Below are 17,284 nucleotides of genomic sequence, written 5' to 3' on the forward strand. Positions count from 1 at the left end.
GGCGAACGCCGCGTCCGTCCAGCTCGTGTCCAGCCGCCCCGGCGCGTAGTCCTTCATCGCCTTGTAGACATACAGGGTCGCGTCGAGAAACACGCCGCGCTCGGCCATGCGGCGATACAGCGCGCGCAGGCGCGGATGATCGCCGGCAGCGCGGCTTTCCGCATTTTTCACGAGTACACATCGCCGGCGTTTCAGCGTAACGTCGGCGACGAACAGGTCCGAACGCGTGCCGCACCAACAGGATCGGCCATGGGTCAGGAAATCACGGGGCGACCGCTGGAAATCCTGCTCGTCGAGGACAACCCCGGCGACGTCCGCCTGACGACCGAAATGCTGAAGCAGGCGAAGCTGCTCAATCGCCTGACCGTGGCCGTCGACGGCGAACAGGCGCTCGCGATGCTGCAGCGCACCGAGGCCTATTCGCACCAGCCGCTGCCCGACCTGATCCTGCTCGATCTGAACCTGCCCGGCCTCGACGGGCGCGAGCTGCTCGAACGCATCAAGGAAGATCCGAACCTCGCGCGTATTCCCGTGGTCGTGCTGACCCAGTCCGGCGCCGACACCGACGTACGCCGCGCCTATGACGCGTACGCGAGCTGCTATGTGCGCAAGCCGCTCGACCTCGACCAGTTCCTCGGGGTCATGCAGAGCATCGGTCATTTCTGGCTCAGCGTCGTGACCCTGCCGGCCGGCGTCGCGGGCCGGCCCGACGCGCTGCCGGTGCTGCTGGTGGAAGACGAAGCCGGCGACGCGCGCCTCGTCGTCGAGCTGCTGCGCGAGGTCGAACCGCGCTATGTGCTCGATACGGTCGCTTCTCTCGCCGCCGCGCTCGACGCGGTGCAGCGCCAGCGCTACGTCGCGGTGCTGCTCGATCTCGGACTGCCCGACTCGCAGGGACTGCAGACCGTGCGCGCGCTGCTGCAGACCGCCGGCCACGTGCCGCTCGTCGTGCTCAGCGGCCGCGACGACGAGAACCTCGCGCTGCGCGCGATCCAGCTCGGCGCGCAGGACTATGTCGTCAAGGGGCGCGGCGACGGCGGCCATCTCTCCCGAGCGCTGCGTTATGCGATCGAGCGCAAGCTCGTGCAGGAACATCTCGAATTCGTCGCGAGCCACGACGGGACCACCGGCCTGCCGAACCGGCGCCGCTTCCTCGAGTCGCTGCAGCAGCTGCTGCCGTCGATGCGCCGCCGCGGCGGCGAGGTCGCCGTCGTTGCGCTCACGCTGACCGGACTCAACGCGGTCAACCAGAGTCTCGGCCACGACATCGGCGATCTCGCGCTCAAGGCGGCGGTCGGCCGCATGCAGCGGCTGATGCCGGAAGGGACGCTGCTCGCGTGCACCGGCAGCAGCGAGTTCGCGCTGGCCTGCTCCGAGGGCGACGCGATCGGGCAGGCCGCCCTGCTGGCCGAACAACTGCTCGATGCGCTGCGCCAGCCCTATCGCGTGGCCGAACACGAATTCTTTCTCGGCGGCCAGATCGGCATGAGCCTGTCGCCGAATGACGCGTCCGACGCCGCGCCGCTGCTCAAGTGCGCCGAGACCGCGATGTATCAGGCCGGCCAGCGCGGCGTCAGCGGCATCGATTTCTATTCGCCGGAACTCAACCGCACGCTGCAGGAGCGCCTGATCCTCGAGCGCGAGCTGCGCCATGCCCTGCTGCGCGACGAGCTCGATCTGGATTTCCAGCCCATCGTCGACGGCCGCGGACGCGTCGTCAGCGCCGAGGCGCTGCTGCGCTGGAACCATCCGGAGCGCGGCCGCATCGCGCCCGACCGGTTTCTCGCGCTGGCCGAGCAGTCGGACCTGATCCTGTCGCTCGGACGCTGGGTCATGAACCGCGCGACGCGCATCGCGCAGAGCTGGTCGGAACTGCTGCCCGACCCGCCGAGCGTCGCGATCAACGTGTCGGCGCGGCAGCTCGACGACGGCCGCGTGCTCGTGGATCTGGGCGAGGCGCTCGCGCAGAGCGGGCTGTCGGCGCAGCGCGTCGAACTGGAGCTGACCGAATCCGTCATGCAGCGGCCGGAGTCGCGCGAGACGCTGACGACGCTGCGCGAACTCGGCATCAGCATCGCGATCGACGACTTCGGCACGGGCTTCAGTTCGCTGAGCTATCTCAAGGCGTTTCCGGTCGACCTGCTGAAGATCGACCGCAGCTTCGTGACCGATGCGACGACCGACTCGCGCGACGCGGTGATCGTGCGCGCGATCATCGCGATGTCGCACATCCTCGGCATCGACGTCGTCGCCGAGGGCGTCGAAACGGAGCGGCATGAGGTCGTGCTGCGCGCCCTCGGCTGCAACCGGCTGCAGGGATTTCATATCGGCCGTCCCGAGTCGCCCGATCGCTTCGCCGACCGGCTGCGCCGGCAGGCGCGCGGCGAGGCGCCGCTGCCGTCCGAGGACGACATGCATGAGTGAATCCGCAACGCCTGCGCCCGCACCCGAACCCGGCCGCCTGCTCGCGGCGGGCGCGGCGGCGACCGGCGCCTGCGTCCTCGTCGGCGTCGCGCTCAATCGCTTCGGTCCGGCGGCGTGGGCGCCGAGCTGGACCGCGCTCGGCGCGCTTTTGCTGCTCGCCGCCGGACTGCTCGCCGAACGGGCGCGGCGCCCGCGTCTCGTCGCGGTGCTGTGTGCGCCGGTCGCGATCCTCGGCGTCTTCATGCTTGCGGCCGCGCTCGCGGGCACCGACGCGCGCGCGCACGTGCTGCTGCCGAACAACAGCGCCGCGGGACTGCTCGCCGCGGCGGTCTCGCTGGCCTGCGGCATCGGCAAGCCGCGCAGCGCAGTGCTGCTGATCGCGAGCGTGCTCGCGGCGCTCGCACTCGCGCTCGGCGCGTTCGGCGTGTTCGGCCGCCTCGCCGGCATCACGCCCGGCGTCGGCTGGGGCTCGGTCGACAGCGTGTCGTTCGTGACCGGCGCGGGACTGATCGCCTGCGGCGCCACGCTGCTGATCGCGCGCGCTCGCTCGCGCGACGGCGACGACGTCGCGCTGCGCGCGAGCCTGCTGCCGGCGCTGTTCGTGCTGGCCGTCGCGCTCGGCGCGACCGCGATGGCCTGGCGCGTCAGTGCCGACGCCGCCACGCGCGCGCAGCGTCAGCGCCTCGAACGCGAAGTGGATCAGCTGGCCGTTGCGATCGAGGCGCGGCTGCGCGGCCATCTCGATCTGCTGCGCGGTGCGCAGGGCCTGTTCGCGGCGTCCGACCGCGTCGAACCCGACGAGTGGCGCCGCTACTGGGACCGCATCGACGTGCCGGCGCAGTTCCCGGGCATCGCCGGCGTCGGCTTCGCGCCGCGCATCGCCGCGCGCAGCCGCAGCGATTTCGAAGGCGCGCTGGCGGCGCGTCTGCGTCCGGGCTTTCGCATCTGGCCCGAGAGCGATCGCGAGGCGCTGTATCCGGTGTCGTTTCTCGAGCCGGGGCAGGGCGCGAATCTCAAGCTCGTCGGATTCGATCTCGGCAGCGACCCGGCGCGGCGCGCGGCGCTCGAGCGCGCGATCGCGCTCGACGACGTCGCGCTCAGCGGAACCCTCTCGGTCGGCGGTCGCGTCGACGGCTCGTCGGTGCCGGGGTTCGCGCTCTACGTGCCCTTGCACCCGGGGCGCCGCGACGACGACCCCGACGGCGGCATGGTCGGCGTGGCCTATTTCGAATTTCGCGTGGGCGAGTGGATGCAGCCGATCGTGGCCGAAGCACGCCGCGATCTGCAGATCCGTCTCCACGACGGCGACGGTACCGGCGAAGCGCCGCCGTTCTACACCGGCGGCAACGGCGCGGCCTTGCCGCTGCGCCACGAACGCACGATCGCGCTCGGCGGACGCAACTGGCTGCTTTCGGGGAGCGCGACACCGGCTTTCATGGCGGCGAATGCCTCGCTCGTGCCGCTGTCGATCCTGCTCGTGGGGTTGTTCTGCAGTCTGCTGCTGTTCGCGATCACCTGGCTGCTGGCCGATCTGCGCACGCGCGCCGAACGTCTCGCGGCGCGGCGCACGCGCGAGCTGGAGCGAAGCCGCCAGGCGTTCCAGGCGCTCACCGACACGGCGAGCGACGCGATCATCGCCGCCGACGCCGACGGCAACATCCGCTACGTGAATCGCGCGGTCGAAGGCTGCTTCGGCTACACCTCGGACGAACTGCTGAGGCAGCCGCTGACGGTCCTGATGCCCGAGCGCTATCGCGACGCGCATCTGAACGGCCTCGCGCGCTTTCTGGCCGGCGGCGAACCGCGCGTGATCGGCCGCGCCGTCGAAGTCGCCGGCCTGCATCGCGACGGCAGCGAGTTTCCGCTGGAGATCTCGATCGGCCACTGGCGCTCCGACGGCGAGCACCATTTCACGGCGATCCTGCGCGACATCACGCGCCGGCGCGAAATCGAGGAGGCGCTGCTGAGCCAGCGCAAGGAACTCGAACGCTCCAACGGCGACCTGGAGCAGTTCGCCTACGTGGCCTCGCACGACCTGCAGGAGCCGCTGCGCATGGTGGCGAGCTACGTGCAGCTGCTGTCGCGGCGCTACAAGGGCAGGCTCGACGCCGATGCGGACGATTTCATCGGCTTCGCCGTCGACGGCGCGCTGCGCATGCAGCGGCTGATCGACGACCTGCTCGCGTACTCGCGCATCGGGTCGCGCGGCGAAAAGCAGCGCAACGTCGCCGCGGTCGACTGCCTCCAGGCCGCGCTGCGCAATCTCGCCGCGCGCATCGAGGAGACGAGGGCCGACATCCGCTTCGGCGAGCTGCCGATCGTCCATGTCGATCCGGCGCAGTTCACGCAGCTGCTGCAGAACCTCATCGCGAATGCGCTGAAGTTCAACGGCGACGCGCGGCCCGAGATCCACATCGACGCCGAGCGCGAAGGCGAGTGCTGGCATTTCCGCGTCCGCGACAACGGCATCGGCATCGATCCGCAGTACGCCGAACGCATCTTCGTCATCTTCCAGCGCCTGCACACGCGCCAGCACTACCAGGGCACCGGCATCGGGCTCGCGATCTGCAAGAAGATCGTCGAGCGCGCCGGCGGCCGCATCTGGGTCGAGTCGCGGCTGGGCCAGGGAGCGACATTTCATTTCACAGTGCCTGTCATGGAGCAAGACTCATGATCGAAGCCGTCGCCGGCCCGCGGGCCGTAGAAATCCTGCTCGTCGAAGACAACGAAGGCGACGTGCGGCTCACGCGCGAAGCACTGCGCGAAGGGCATCTGCGCAATCGCCTGCATGTCGTCGAGGACGGCGAGCGCGCGCTCGAATTCCTCTACCGCCGCGGCGAATTCGCGGGTGCGCCGCGGCCGGACCTGATCCTGCTCGACCTGAACCTGCCGCGGCGCGACGGCCGCGAAGTGCTCGCCGAGATCAAGGCCGATGCGTCGCTCAAGCGCATTCCGGTCGTCGTGCTGACGACCTCGCGCGCGGAAGAAGACCTCGTGCGCATGTACGACCTGCATGCGAACTGCTTCATCACCAAGCCGGTGGACTTCGACCAGTTCATCCAGGTCGTCAAGACGATAGAGAATTTCTGGTTCACGATCGTCGTGCTGCCGCCGCCGGGCTGATTCGCCGGGCGGCGGCAGCCGCGCGCCTGACAAAACGGCCAGGACTGGTCGGCACCCGGGTCGCTATGCTTTCCGGGTGCCGCGCAGTGCGCGCGTCAGCCATCATCAGGGGATCACCGTGCATCAGCTTCGCAGTCAGGCCGCGACGGGCCTGCTTTCGCGCGCGACCGACGAGGACGCGTTCCTGGCCGAACTCGCGGCCGCATATACCCACTGCGGCATCGGCAGCGCGCTTGCGTTCGACGCGGTGCGCCGCTACTGGCGCGACGGCGTGCCGGCGGAGGACTGGCGGCGCGCACTGGCGCGGGAGACGCGCTACGACGGCGAAAGCCACGTGTGGCGAAGCAGCAGCGAGCCGCTGGCGACGCTGCTCGCCGGGTTGCTGCGCGGCAGGTCGCCGACCGACTGGCATGGCATCGGCGAACGCCTGGTGCTGCTGCTCGCGCCGCTGCTGGAACCGGTACACCTGCGCAACCTGCTGATGCCGCGCAGCGAGGACGGCGTGCCGCGCACGCACCTGGAGGGGCTGCACCAGGCGCACGCGGCCGCGCTGATCGCCTGGGCGGACGCGCTCGCCCGCGGAGACGGCGACTGGGCCGAGGTGAATGCGCTGCTGCGGGAGGCCGGCGCCGATCTCGCGCTGTTGCGCCGCATCGTCGCGGCGGCGACGCCCGCGCAGTGGGCCGCCGGCGACGATCGGGTTCGTGCCACGTTGCGCGTGCTGGCGCAGCTGCGGCTGACCCTGTTGCTGTTGCGCGAGCACCTGCGCGCGAATGCCGGCGCGATCAATCCGGACTGGGCGCTGATGCTGCTGCTGGAAACCCATCGCGGCACGAACCTCGCGCTCGGCGACACGGCGGGACCGATCGAGGGTGCCGGAGAACTCGTCACCGGCCTGCTGTCGCCGCTCGCGCGCATCGCGGTCGACACGCCGCTGTTGTTCGAGATGGCGGCGCGGGAACGCAGCGGACTGGGCGCTGCGATCGTGACGCCCGGACTCGGCGCGGCGCTCGCCGGCGACGATGCGCGTTGGGCGCGTTTTCTCGATGCGCTGTCGGACGACCAGTTGCGCGGTCTGTGGCTGTCCGCGGAATTCGGCCAGCGGTTTCCGGCGGCGACCTTGCGCTACGAGCAGGCCAAGTGGAAACGCTGCGCGCAGTTTCGCTGCGGACTCCGGACCGACGAAGCGCGCGCCTGGTATACACGACTGCTGCCCGAGCTTTCCGGGGACGGCGAATTCAGTTCGGCCTTCGGCGCCGTGTTCTCGGGCGCGGACATCGCCGCGCAGCGCGCGTTGATCGCGACGTACCTGCGGCCGAGCCGCTTCGGTGCGCCGCACGATCTGCTGGATCAGGAAACCGACCTGCCGCTGCTGCTCGACTACGTCGGCAGCGGCAAGGCGTCGCTGCGCGACGTCGCGCTGCGCCGGCTGTTCGCGCTGGCCGTGCCGGACGACGGCGATCGCGAGGACGACGCGCCGGTCGCGCCGGGCGAACCGCGCGAGCCGTACTGGTCGGCGCTGCGCGGCCTCGAAGCCGGCCACGCAGACGCGCTCGTCGAACAGACCGTCGACGAATACGGGTTGGGCAACGATCGCGCCGAGCGCTGGGAGTCCCTGTGGCAGCACGCGCGCCAGCCGGCGTCGCGCAGCGCGATCGCGAAGCGGTGCCTGCGTGCGCTGGACTACGCGTCGTCGCGCAGTGCGGCGCTCGCGCTGGCCGAATCGCTGTATGCCCGCGCGCCCGGCGTGTTCGTCGACGAGGCGGCCGACAGCGGTTTCCGGGCCGCGGCGTTCAATGAGGCGGTGGCGACGACGCTGTCGCCGCTGCGCGAACTCGTCGCGACCGCGAGCGCCGCGTATCTCGGACAGTCGAGCTGGTTCGGCGGCGGCAACCCACCGCTGCCGGCCGCGCCGGTCAACGCGGCGCTTGCCGCATTCCCGCAGAGTTTTGCCGCGCTCGACGAAAAGCGGCAGTCGAAGCTGCTGCCGCTGCTGGACGGCGAGGCGGTGATCGCCTGCGGCGCGACGCTGGCCGCGCTCTGCGCGACGACCGGCACGGTGCTGCGCACGCTGCTGATCGACCTCGTCGCGCGCATGCCGCCGGATGCGCTCAAGCGCAGCGGCCTGCTCGATGTCGCCGAGCGCAAGGCGCGGCTGCTCGTGCTGACCGGACTTGCGCAGAACCGCGATGCGGCCGCAGTCGACCTGATCGAAGCGACGATCGCCGACACGGCGCACGACGAGTTCAGCCGCGGCCTCGCGCTCGATGCGCTGTCGCGTGCGGGCCGCCCGGTCGACGCGCTCGATCCCTGGCACGACGCGACGCTCGCGTCGCTGCAGGCGGCTGCGGCGAAGGCGAAGATTCCGGCTGCCGCAGCGAAGGCCTGGAACGAGGAGACCGCGCGCCTGCTCGTGCCGCTCGGCGCAGACCTCGGCCGGCAATTGCTCGCGATCCTGCTCGACGCCGACGAGATGCTGCCGCGGCGCGCGCGCCAGATCTTCGCGTTTCTGACGGCCGCGCAGCGCAGCGACTTCGCCGGCTACGGCGTGCGTACCTGGATCGCCGAGAACGGCGCCGACAAATTCGCCTGGCTGCTGTCGCCGCTGGCCGACTACGGCGATGAGCGCATCGCGAACGATCTCGTGCGCGCGGTCAAGGCCTGGATGAAGACGCGCAAGCCGAAGGCGAGCGCGGCGATCCGGATGCTCGCGCGCCTGCCGGGCAGCTACGGCATTTCGCAGGTGCGCGAGCTCTGGGAGAGCCGCAAGTTTTCCGAGTCGATCCAGCAGAACGCCAAGCTCGCGCTGCAGGAGGCGGCGCAGCGGCAGGGCATGAGCCTAGCCGGGTTTCTCGAACAGCTCGTACCCGACTTCGGACTCGACCGCGACGGGCTGCGTCTGGACGTCGGGCCGTATGCGTACACGGCACGCGTGCGCGGCGATTTCAGCGTGGTCGTCGTCGATGCCGACGGAAAGAGCACGAAGACGCTGCCGCGGGCGCGCGCCGGCGAGAACGCGGAATTGCGCGGTATTGCGGAAAATCAGCTCAAGTCGCTCGCGAAGAACCTCAAGCCCGTGTTCAAGCAGCAGTCGCAGCGGCTGCTGCGCACGCTGCAGACCGGCAGGATCTGGCCGGTTGCGCTATGGCGCCGGCTGTTCATCGAGCATCCGCTGCTGGCGGTGTTGAGTCAGAGCGTGGTCTGGTCGGTCGTGGGCGCGGACGATGCGTCGTTGGCACGCTTCCGGCCGAGCGGCAGCGGCGGCTTCGTCGACGCAGCCGACGACGACGTCGCGCTCGCCGACGATGCGCGGGTGCGCGTCGCGCATCCGCTGGAAATGCCGGCGGACGAGCATCGCGCCTGGAAGGCGCAGTTCGGCGACTACGAACTCCTGTCGCCGTTCGCGCAGTTCGACATGCCGGTCGTCGAGGCCGGTCCGGGCGAGCTCGACGCCTCCGACGTGGCGCGCGCGGCCGGCAGCACGCTCAATCGCGCGAAATTCGGCGGTCTTGTGGAAAAGTGGGGTTATCTCAAAGGCGCAGGCGAAGACGGCGCGATGATCAACGAGCACACCTGGCAGCCCGACGCCGACTGGCACGTGACCCTGCTGCACAGCGGGATTTCGGTGTTCTTCACGGTCGAGGAGGACGTCACCGTCGATCGCTTCCTGCCGCGCCGCCGCGGCACCGACGGGCGCCTCGAGCCGGTGACGCTGCGCGCGCTGCCGCCGGCGTTCCGCGCCACGCTGCTGGCGCAGGCGGAGGCGCTGAAAGCGGCGGCGATGTAGTGCTTTGTCGGCTGGGGGAGCCGCAGGCGCGGATGCGACGTGGAAATGCGGAGGATTGAGAAAAGAGTGACAGCGGAGGGCAGAAGCCGGCTTTGACTCGTTTCTCGCTCGTCCTTACCGATCACTTCACCGTTGGGGTTCGCCTGCGGCTCAACGCCAACCCACGTTACGCCGCGGCCTTGCCGACTTTGCTGCCGGTTTCGCGGCCGAGCTGCGCGGCGAGCCACTGGCCGGTCTCGATGAGTTTCGGCAGGTCGACGCCGGTCGCGATACCCATGCCTTCGAGCATGTAGACGACGTCCTCGCTCGCGACGTTGCCGCTCGCGCCTTTCGCGTAAGGACAGCCGCCGGTGCCGGACACCGCGGCGTCGATGACGGCGACGCCGAGTTCGAGGCAGGCGAGGATGTTCGCGAGCGCCTGGCCGCGCGTGTCGTGGAAGTGGATCGCGAGCGCGTCCATCGGCACGTCGGCCGCGACCGCGGCGAGCATGGCCGCGGCCTTGCGCGGCGTGCCGATGCCGATGGTGTCGCCGAGCGAGATCTCGTAGCAGCCGGCGCGATGGAGGTGCGCGGCGACGCGCACGACGTCGGTCAGCGGCACGTCGCCCTGATACGGACAGCCGAGCACGGTGGAGACATAGCCGCGCACGCGCACGCCGTCGGCCTGTGCGCGTTCGAGCACGGGCGCGAAGCGTTCCAGCGATTCGTCGATGCTCGCGTTGATGTTCTTGCGGCTGAAGGCTTCGGACGCCGCCGCGAACACGGCGACTTCGTCGGCGCCGGCCGCGCGGGCGCGTTCGTAGCCCTGCAGGTTCGGCACGAGCACCGGATAGCGGATGCCGTCGCGGCGCGCGATGCCGGTGAAGACCTCGGCCGCGTCGGCGAGCTGCGGAATCCATTTCGGACTGACGAAGCTCGTCGCCTCGATGCTGCGCAGGCCGGTCGCGCTCAGGCGGTCGATGAGTTCGATCTTCGTCGCGGTCGGGACGATGGCCTTCTCGTTCTGCAGGCCGTCGCGCGGACCGACCTCGACGATACGCACGCTGTTCGGCTGACTCATTTCGTCTCCTTGCGCTGGCGCGCGAGCAGGGCCTTTTCGTAGGCCTCGACGGATTGGTCGCTGCGTCGCAGGTGCAGCGGCTTGTCGGCGAATATGGCGTGCGTGCGCACGATTTCCAGCATCTGCCGGCGGTTGCCGCGCACGTAGACATGCAGTTCGTTCGAGGACTTGTCGACGGTGCCTTCGATCTTCGCGTCGAGAATGAGCTTGGCGACGCGTTCGCTGTCGACCTCGAAGACCTCCAGGCGATCGCCGCGCACGCGGTAGCGCGCGAAGAAGAACGATTTTTCCGGCGCCGGCGAGACCGCATGCGGCGCGGGCAATTTGACGAGGCCCTTGAGCTGCACGTCGGACACGACGAGGTAGTCGTTGCCGCCGTCGTGCACGTAGTTCAGCGGCACGTGGATCGGCTTGAGCGGCGCACCGCGCTCGGTCTGGTCGAGCACATGGAAGCGGCATTCCTCGTCGACGTAGAGCGCGCCGTCGTCGTCGGGTTTGCGCGTGACCGCGTCCTCGGCGAGCCAGAGGCCCTTCCAGTTCACGTCGCAGCTTTCGATGTTGTCGCCGAGCGGCGATTCGAAGCGCGTCTCCACGCAGCCCCCGAGCAACACGCAGGTTGCGGCGAGCGCAGCGAACCGCAGCATCGAGGACGTCACGCCGCGAAAACCGCGGTCGCGTTGCGAGCGATCAGTTTTCATCACAGAGCCTCCAGTCGGATCAGCACCGCATCGGCCTCGACGAAGTCGCCGGCCTGCGCCTGCACCGCCGCGATCGTGCCGGCACGCGGCGCGCGCAGCGTGATTTCCATTTTCATGGCTTCCATGATCGCGAGTTCCTGTCCTTCGGCGACGGCGTCGCCGGCGGCTACCTTGGTCAGCACGACGCGGCCCGGCATCGGTGCGACGACGCGGTCGCCGCCGCCGCCGCCGCTGGCCCGATAGGCGAACGCCGCGGCGCGTTCGAACACGCGGCGCGAATGGCCGTCGTGCAGCAGCACGTGCGCTGCATCGATGCCGGCGTGCAGGCGGCGCACGACGCCGTCGATCTCGGCGCTGAACGCGCCGCCGGCGAGTGCGGCGTTGCGCACGATCGCAGGGTGGCCGTTCCAGTCGAGCGCATAGGTGCCGGCGCTGCCGTGCGCGGCGATCTCGATGCGCTCGCCCGCGTGCACGAGCACGACGACGCGCTTGCCCGGATGGCCGAGGCGCCAGCCGTCGGCGCGCGCCCACGGCGAATGCGGATCGCTGCCGGTCGCGGCGAGCTGCGGCACGGCGGTTTCCTGGTCGAGCAGCACCGCGGTCGCGGCAGCGGCGAGCAGTTCGGCCGGAATCGCTTCGGCGGCCTGCGGCAGGAATTCGTCGAGATGGCGATCGAGATAGCCCGTGTCGATCGTGCCGCCGGTCACGGCCGGATGGCGCACGAGGCGTTCGAGGAATTCGACATTGGACTTCGGCCCGACGATCTCGGTCGCCGCCAGCGCCTCGCGCATGCGCTGCAGCGCTTCGGCGCGGTTTCGGTCCCACACGATGAGCTTGGCGATCATCGGGTCGTAGAAGATCGAGACCGTGTCGCCTTCGACGACACCGCCGTCGACGCGCACGTGGCGCGAGGCCGCAGGCAGGCGCAGCGTCGTGAGCTTGCCCGAGCCCGGCAGGAAGTTCTGCGCCGGATCTTCGGCGTAGAGGCGCAGTTCGATCGCATGGCCGTCGGCCGGCACCGACTTGTTGCGCACGATCGAACCCGGCAGCGGCTCGCCGGCCGCGACGCGCAGCTGCAGCTCGACGAGGTCGAGGTTCAGCGTCAGCTCGGTCACCGGATGTTCGACCTGCAGGCGCGTGTTGATTTCCATGAAATAGAAATCGCCGTCCTGGCCGACGATGAATTCGACCGTGCCGGCATTCGCGTAGTCGATCGCGCGGGCCGCGGCGACCGCGGCGTCGCCCATCCTCGCGCGCAGTTCCGGCGTGACGAACGGCGAGGGCGCCTCTTCGAGCACTTTCTGGTAGCGCCGCTGCGCCGAACACTCGCGCTCGTTCAGATGCACGATGTTGCCGTGCTTGTCGCCGAACACCTGGAACTCGATGTGGCGCGGCTTCTCGACGTAGCGCTCGAGCAGCATGCGGTCGCGGCCGAACGCGTTCTTCGCCTCGCGCTGGCAGGATTCGAGGTTGGCCGCGAATTCCTCCTTGGCACGGACGATGCGCATGCCCTTGCCGCCGCCGCCGTGCGCGGCCTTGATCATCAGCGGAAAGCCAATGCGTTCGGCTTCGCGCGCGAGCAGCGCCGGGTCCTGGTCTTCGCCGGTATAGCCCGGCACGACGGGAACCTTGTGTTCCTGCATCAGGATCTTCGCGCCGGCTTTCGAGCCCATCTTGCGCATCGACGCGGCGCTCGGGCCGATGAACACGATGCCGGCGGCTTCGACCGCGTCGGCGAAATCGGCGTTCTCGGACAGGAATCCGTAGCCCGGATGGATCGCCTGCGCGCCGCTTTTTTTCGCGACGTCGAGAATGACGTCGCCGCGCAGGTAGGAGTCGGCCGGCCGCGAGCCGCCGATCGGCCAGGCTTCGTCGGCGAGGCGCACGTGCTGCGCGTTCGCGTCGGCCTCGGAATAGACGGCGACCGTGGCGATGCCGAGGCGGCGGCAGGTGCGGATCACGCGGCAGGCGATCTCGCCGCGGTTCGCAATGAGTACCTTCGAGAAGAGTCCTTGCATCGTGGGTTCCGGTAGTTGGCTGCCGTGCGCGGGGCGGGTGGCGGGAGCGTCGATCAGGCCGGTGCGTGGCAGACCGCTTCGATATTGTGGCCGTCGGGATCGATGACGAACGCGCCGTAATAATTGGGGTGGTAATGCGTGCGCAGGCCCGGCGGGCCGTTGTCTTTCGCGCCGTTGCCGAGCGCGGCGGCGTAGAACGTATCCACCGCACCGCGATCGTTCGCGACGAAGGCGAGGTGCAGGCCGTTGCGCGTCGGCTCGCCGCCGGTGCCGATCCAGAAGTCGGGCTTGCCTTCCTTGCCGAAGCCCGCGTGACGCGAGCCGTTGCCGGTCATTTCGGGCGTGACTTCCATGACGAGGCCGTAGCCGAGCGGGGCGAGCACGGTCTTGTAGAAATTCAGGCTGCGGTCGAAGTCGGCGACCTGGAAACCGAGGTGGTCGATCATTTCAGCACTCCTTGGCGGGTTGGATCGTTGGGGGATGCGTCCTGCAGCGCGGCGTGCAGGCGCTGGAGGGTGTTGTCGCATTCGTCGAGTATTTCGGTATTCCAGAAATGGATCACGACGAAGCCGTGTGATTGCAGGCGAGCAGCGTCGCGTTTGCGCGGCCGGTTGCTGAATCGGAGCGCATCCGGGTGTGCGTTGGGAAATGTCCAGATCGTGTTTGGGCTGAGGCGCGCGACATCGCCGAATCCATCACCGGACGCTCAGCCTTCCCGCGCCCAGTCCGGCGCGCGCTTGTCGAGGAACGCGCCGAGCCCGTGCTGCCCTTCGGCCGAGACGCGCAACCGCGCGATCAGCGCGGCGTTGCCGGCGTCGAGTTCCTGCTGCTGCGCGGCGGTCATGCCGGCCATTGCGAGCGCGAGGCGCTTGGCCTCGCCCTGCGCGACCGGGCCGCCCTTGCCCAGCCAGTGCAGGCTGCGCTCGACCGCGGCGTCGAGCTGGTCCGCGGCGACGGTGTCGTGCAGCAGGTCGATGCGGCGAGCCTCGGCGGCATCGAAGACTTCGCCCGTGACGAACAGCCGGCGCGCGTGGCGCGCGCCGATCGCGGCGATCACGTAGGGCGAGATGACCGCGGGTACGAGTCCGAGTTTCACTTCCGACAGCGAGAACTTCGCGCCGTCGACGCCGATCGCGATGTCGCAGCAGGCGACGAGTCCGACGCCGCCGCCGTAGGCCGCGCCGTTGACGCGGGCGACGGTCGGCTTGGACAGATAGTTCAGCGTGCGCATCAGTGCCGCGAGTTTCAGCGAGTCGGCGAGGTTGTCCGCTTCGCTGGCCCTGGCCATCGAGCGCATCCAGTTGAGGTCGGCACCGGCGGAGAACGAGGCGCCTTCGCCGGTCAGCACGACCGCGCGGATGGCCGCGTCGGCGTCGAGCGCCTGCAGGGTTTCGGTCAGCTCGGCGATGAGCTGCTCGTCGAAGGCGTTGTGCACGCCGGGACGATTCAGCCGGACCTCGGCGACGGCGCCGCGAACGGTCAGCGCAACGGATGCGGTCATTGGATCCCTCCCTCCGGGAAAGGCGAATGATAGCGGCGGCGGCGGGCGGCGGCCGAGGCGTTTGTCCGGATAACTGCGAGGCGGGAAAACAGTAAGTGGAGTGAGAAACGGGTGGCAGGGTGCAGCGTAGCCGCCTTCTCCCGTTTCTCGCTCCTCTTCATTCGCTCCATCACTCGCCCGCCGCCCCTCGCCGCACCCGGTTCCCTCAGGTACAATCGCGAACCATTCTTATTTAGTGCCTATCTGCCTGTGCGACTTTCCGAACTGCTTCCGGGCAACACGGCCGTCGTGCGCGAGGTCGAGGATGTCGGCAGTGCCGATCCGATCGCCCGGCGCCTGCGGGATCTGGGTTTCGTCGCGGGCGAACCGGTCAAGCTCGTCGCGCAGGGGCCGGTCGGCGCCGATCCGCTGCTCGTGCAGATCGGCTTCACGCGTTTCGCGCTGCGGCGCAGCGAGGCGGCGCGTGTGCAGCTGCAGACAGCCGGAGCGAATTCATGAGTACGGCTGCGGCATTGCGTATCGCGCTCGTCGGCAATCCGAACTGCGGCAAGACCGCGCTGTTCAATCTGCTGACCGGCAGCCGGCAGAAGGTCGCGAACTACGCCGGCGTCACGGTGGAGCGCAAGCAGGGCCGCTATACGGCGCCGTCGGGGCGCGTCGTCGATCTGCTCGACCTGCCGGGTGCCTACAGTCTCGATGCGGCGAGCCCGGATGAGGCGATCACGCGCGACGTCTGCCTGGGCATCGCGGCCGGCGAAGTGCGGCCCGACCTGCTGGTCTTTGTGGCGGATGCGACGAACCTGCGCCTGCACCTGCGCTTCGTGCTCGAAGTGCGCCGGCTCGGCCTGCCGGTCGTGCTGGCGCTGAACATGATGGATGCGGCCTCGCGCCGCGGCATCCGCATCGACATCGCCGCGCTCGAACGCGAGCTCGGCATTCCCGTCATCGAAACGGTGGCCGTGCGCCGCGCGGGCGCGAAGGCGCTCGTCGAGCGGCTCGACGCGGTCGTGCCGCCGCCGGCGGTCGTCGGCGAGGCGGATGAGGATCTGCATGCGGAAGTGCGCCGCCTGCTCGCGGCGGCGGTCAGCATGCCGACGCGCACCGCGGCGATCGACGACGCGATCGACCGCGTCGCGCTGCATCCGGTCTGGGGACTCGTGCTGCTCGCCGGGCTCATGTTCCTGATCTTCCAGAGCGTGTTCTCCTGGGCCGAGCCGCTGATGGAAGGCATCGAGGGCGGCATCAAGGCGCTCGGCGAGTGGAGCGTCGCGGCGATGCCCGAAGGGCCGCTGCGCAGCCTGCTCAACGACGGCCTGTTCGCGGGCATCGGCAGCGTGCTCGTGTTCCTGCCGCAGATCCTGATTCTCTTTCTTTTCATCCTCGCGCTCGAGGAATCGGGTTACCTGCCGCGCGCGGCGTTCCTGCTCGACCGGCTCATGTTCAAGGCGGGCCTGAGCGGCCGCTCGTTCATTCCGCTGCTGTCGAGCTTTGCCTGCGCGATCCCCGGCATCATGGCCACGCGCAGCATCCAGGATCCGCGCGACCGGCTGACCACGATCATGGTCGCGCCGCTGATGACCTGCTCGGCGCGCCTGCCGGTCTACACGCTGCTGATCGCCGCGTTCATTCCGCAGCGCACCGTCGGCGGCATCTTCAATCTGCAGGGCATCGTGCTGTTCGGGCTCTACGTCGCCGGCATCGTCAGCGCGCTGGCCGTCGCGTTCGTCATGAAACGGCTGCGCCGCGATCGCAGCGAACACGCGCTGATGCTCGAACTGCCGTCGTATCGCTGGCCGCATCCGCGCGATCTCGCAATCGGCCTCTGGGAGCGCGCGTGGATATTTCTCAAGCGCGTCGGCGGCATCATCCTCGCGCTGACGATCCTGTTGTGGTTCCTGTCGACGTTCCCGGCGCCGCCGGAAGGTGCGACGGGTCCCGCGATCGACTACAGCTTCGCCGGCCGCATCGGCCGATGGCTCGAAGTCGTGTTCGCGCCGATCGGCTTCAACTGGCAGATCTGCATCGCGCTGATTCCGGGACTGGCCGCGCGCGAAGTCGCGGTATCGGCGCTCGGCACCGTCTATGCGCTGTCGGGTTCCGACGACACGATCGCCGCCGAGCTCGGTCCGCTGATCGCGACGCAGTGGCCGCTCGCGACCGCGCTGTCGCTGCTGGTCTGGTTCATCTTCGCGCCGCAGTGCCTGTCGACGCTGGCCGTGATCCGCCGCGAGACGAATTCGTGGCGCAATGTCTGGATCGCCGCGGGCTATCTGTTCGCGCTCGCGTACGCCGCGTCGTTCATCACGTTCCAGACAACCAAGGCGTTGAGTTGAGATGAACGCCTCGCTCGCGCTGCAGTACGCCGTCGTCGCCGTGATCGTCGCGGCTGCGGCCACGAGCGTGTTGCGCAAATACCTGCCGTCGGTCTGGGGCAGGGGGCTCGCGCGCATCGCGGACCTGTTCGAATCCTCAGGTGCGCCGGCTTTCGCGCAAAGGCTCGGCGCGCGTCTGCGCGCGCGCATTCCGTCGAGCGTCGGCAGCGCCTGCGCGAGTTCCGGCGGCTGCAGCAGCTGCGGCGCGTGCGCGACCCGGTCCGAACCCGCGCCGGCGGCCATGACGCTGGCGGAACCCAAGCCGCTGCGGCGCACGTAGCGCCCAACGAAGGAGCTTCGG

The 17,284-nt window shown here is 69.4% G+C and carries 13 protein-coding genes; 7 read left to right on the forward strand and 6 right to left on the reverse strand.

Translation table 11 applies throughout. The features are described 5' to 3' along the window. Positions 1–249: 249 nt before the first annotated feature. From VLF18_RS16885 to VLF18_RS16900, 4 genes are all read left to right on the forward strand, one after another. Positions 250–2,424 carry a putative bifunctional diguanylate cyclase/phosphodiesterase gene (locus VLF18_RS16885; protein WP_325280797.1) on the forward strand — a complete coding sequence of 725 codons (2,175 nt, stop codon included), beginning with the start codon at positions 250–252 and terminating at the stop codon, positions 2,422–2,424. Next, complete coding sequence (locus tag VLF18_RS16890) at positions 2,417–5,098, forward strand: CHASE domain-containing protein (RefSeq protein ID WP_325280798.1); 2,682 nt, start codon at positions 2,417–2,419, stop codon at positions 5,096–5,098. The genes VLF18_RS16885 and VLF18_RS16890 overlap by 8 nt, the downstream gene beginning before the upstream one ends. After that, complete coding sequence (locus tag VLF18_RS16895; protein ID WP_325280799.1) at positions 5,095–5,547, forward strand: response regulator; 453 nt, start codon at positions 5,095–5,097, stop codon at positions 5,545–5,547. The genes VLF18_RS16890 and VLF18_RS16895 overlap by 4 nt, the downstream gene beginning before the upstream one ends. A gap of 118 nt (positions 5,548–5,665) precedes the next feature. Next, on the forward strand, positions 5,666–9,334 hold the full coding sequence (locus VLF18_RS16900) for a DUF4132 domain-containing protein (RefSeq protein ID WP_325280800.1): 3,669 nt from the start codon (positions 5,666–5,668) through the stop codon (positions 9,332–9,334). A gap of 166 nt (positions 9,335–9,500) precedes the next feature. Here VLF18_RS16900 and VLF18_RS16905 read toward each other — a convergent pair whose 3' ends face one another. Genes VLF18_RS16905 through VLF18_RS16930 form a run of 6 tightly spaced genes read right to left on the reverse strand, consistent with a single transcriptional unit; the run spans position 9,501 to position 14,611 of the window. Beyond that, positions 9,501–10,394 (reverse strand): hydroxymethylglutaryl-CoA lyase, encoded by an 894-nt coding sequence (locus VLF18_RS16905; protein WP_325280801.1) that lies wholly within the window; start codon positions 10,392–10,394, stop codon positions 9,501–9,503. Continuing rightward, positions 10,391–11,092: a hypothetical protein gene (locus VLF18_RS16910; protein ID WP_325280802.1), complete on the reverse strand. Its 702-nt coding sequence runs from the start codon at positions 11,090–11,092 to the stop codon at positions 10,391–10,393. The genes VLF18_RS16905 and VLF18_RS16910 overlap by 4 nt, the downstream gene beginning before the upstream one ends. After that, positions 11,092–13,110, reverse strand: a complete 2,019-nt coding sequence (locus VLF18_RS16915) for an acetyl/propionyl/methylcrotonyl-CoA carboxylase subunit alpha (protein WP_325280803.1) — start codon at positions 13,108–13,110, stop codon at positions 11,092–11,094. The genes VLF18_RS16910 and VLF18_RS16915 overlap by 1 nt, the downstream gene beginning before the upstream one ends. Positions 13,111–13,163: 53 nt before the next feature. Then, positions 13,164–13,556, reverse strand: coding sequence for a VOC family protein (locus tag VLF18_RS16920; RefSeq protein ID WP_325280804.1), 393 nt, complete (start codon positions 13,554–13,556; stop codon positions 13,164–13,166). Next, on the reverse strand, positions 13,553–13,768 hold the full coding sequence (locus VLF18_RS16925; RefSeq protein WP_325280821.1) for a DUF559 domain-containing protein: 216 nt from the start codon (positions 13,766–13,768) through the stop codon (positions 13,553–13,555). The genes VLF18_RS16920 and VLF18_RS16925 overlap by 4 nt, the downstream gene beginning before the upstream one ends. A gap of 48 nt (positions 13,769–13,816) precedes the next feature. After that, on the reverse strand, positions 13,817–14,611 hold the full coding sequence (locus tag VLF18_RS16930; protein WP_325280805.1) for an enoyl-CoA hydratase-related protein: 795 nt from the start codon (positions 14,609–14,611) through the stop codon (positions 13,817–13,819). A gap of 249 nt (positions 14,612–14,860) precedes the next feature. On the opposite strand from VLF18_RS16930, the gene VLF18_RS16935 reads away from it, so the two are divergent. Genes VLF18_RS16935 through VLF18_RS16945 form a run of 3 tightly spaced genes read left to right on the forward strand, consistent with a single transcriptional unit; the run spans position 14,861 to position 17,263 of the window. After that, on the forward strand, positions 14,861–15,109 hold the full coding sequence (locus tag VLF18_RS16935; protein WP_325280806.1) for a FeoA family protein: 249 nt from the start codon (positions 14,861–14,863) through the stop codon (positions 15,107–15,109). Then, positions 15,106–16,944 (forward strand): ferrous iron transport protein B, encoded by a 1,839-nt coding sequence (feoB, locus tag VLF18_RS16940; RefSeq protein ID WP_325280807.1) that lies wholly within the window; start codon positions 15,106–15,108, stop codon positions 16,942–16,944. Before VLF18_RS16935 ends, feoB begins: the two co-directional genes overlap by 4 nt. A 1-nt stretch (position 16,945) precedes the next feature. Continuing rightward, positions 16,946–17,263: a DUF6587 family protein gene (locus VLF18_RS16945; RefSeq protein WP_325280808.1), complete on the forward strand. Its 318-nt coding sequence runs from the start codon at positions 16,946–16,948 to the stop codon at positions 17,261–17,263. The last annotated feature ends 21 nt before the right edge of the window (positions 17,264–17,284 follow it).

It is taken from the genome of Tahibacter sp. (assembly GCF_035481375.1).
Lineage (GTDB): Bacteria > Pseudomonadota > Gammaproteobacteria > Xanthomonadales > Rhodanobacteraceae > Tahibacter.

Bases quoted from the DNA above. Each gene is read 5' to 3' on its own strand.
- VLF18_RS16920 (WP_325280804.1), bottom strand. From the start codon at position 13,556: ATGATCGACCACCTCGGTTTCCAGGTCGCCGACTTCGACCGCAGCCTG.
- VLF18_RS16885 (WP_325280797.1), top strand. From the start codon at position 250: ATGGGTCAGGAAATCACGGGGCGACCGCTGGAAATCCTGCTCGTCGAG.
- VLF18_RS16930 (WP_325280805.1), bottom strand. From the start codon at position 14,611: ATGACCGCATCCGTTGCGCTGACCGTTCGCGGCGCCGTCGCCGAGGTC.
- VLF18_RS16910 (WP_325280802.1), bottom strand. From the start codon at position 11,092: ATGAAAACTGATCGCTCGCAACGCGACCGCGGTTTTCGCGGCGTGACG.
- VLF18_RS16905 (WP_325280801.1), bottom strand. From the start codon at position 10,394: ATGAGTCAGCCGAACAGCGTGCGTATCGTCGAGGTCGGTCCGCGCGAC.
- feoB (WP_325280807.1), top strand. From the start codon at position 15,106: ATGAGTACGGCTGCGGCATTGCGTATCGCGCTCGTCGGCAATCCGAAC.
- VLF18_RS16895 (WP_325280799.1), top strand. From the start codon at position 5,095: ATGATCGAAGCCGTCGCCGGCCCGCGGGCCGTAGAAATCCTGCTCGTC.
- VLF18_RS16945 (WP_325280808.1), top strand. From the start codon at position 16,946: ATGAACGCCTCGCTCGCGCTGCAGTACGCCGTCGTCGCCGTGATCGTC.
- VLF18_RS16890 (WP_325280798.1), top strand. From the start codon at position 2,417: ATGAGTGAATCCGCAACGCCTGCGCCCGCACCCGAACCCGGCCGCCTG.
- VLF18_RS16915 (WP_325280803.1), bottom strand. From the start codon at position 13,110: ATGCAAGGACTCTTCTCGAAGGTACTCATTGCGAACCGCGGCGAGATC.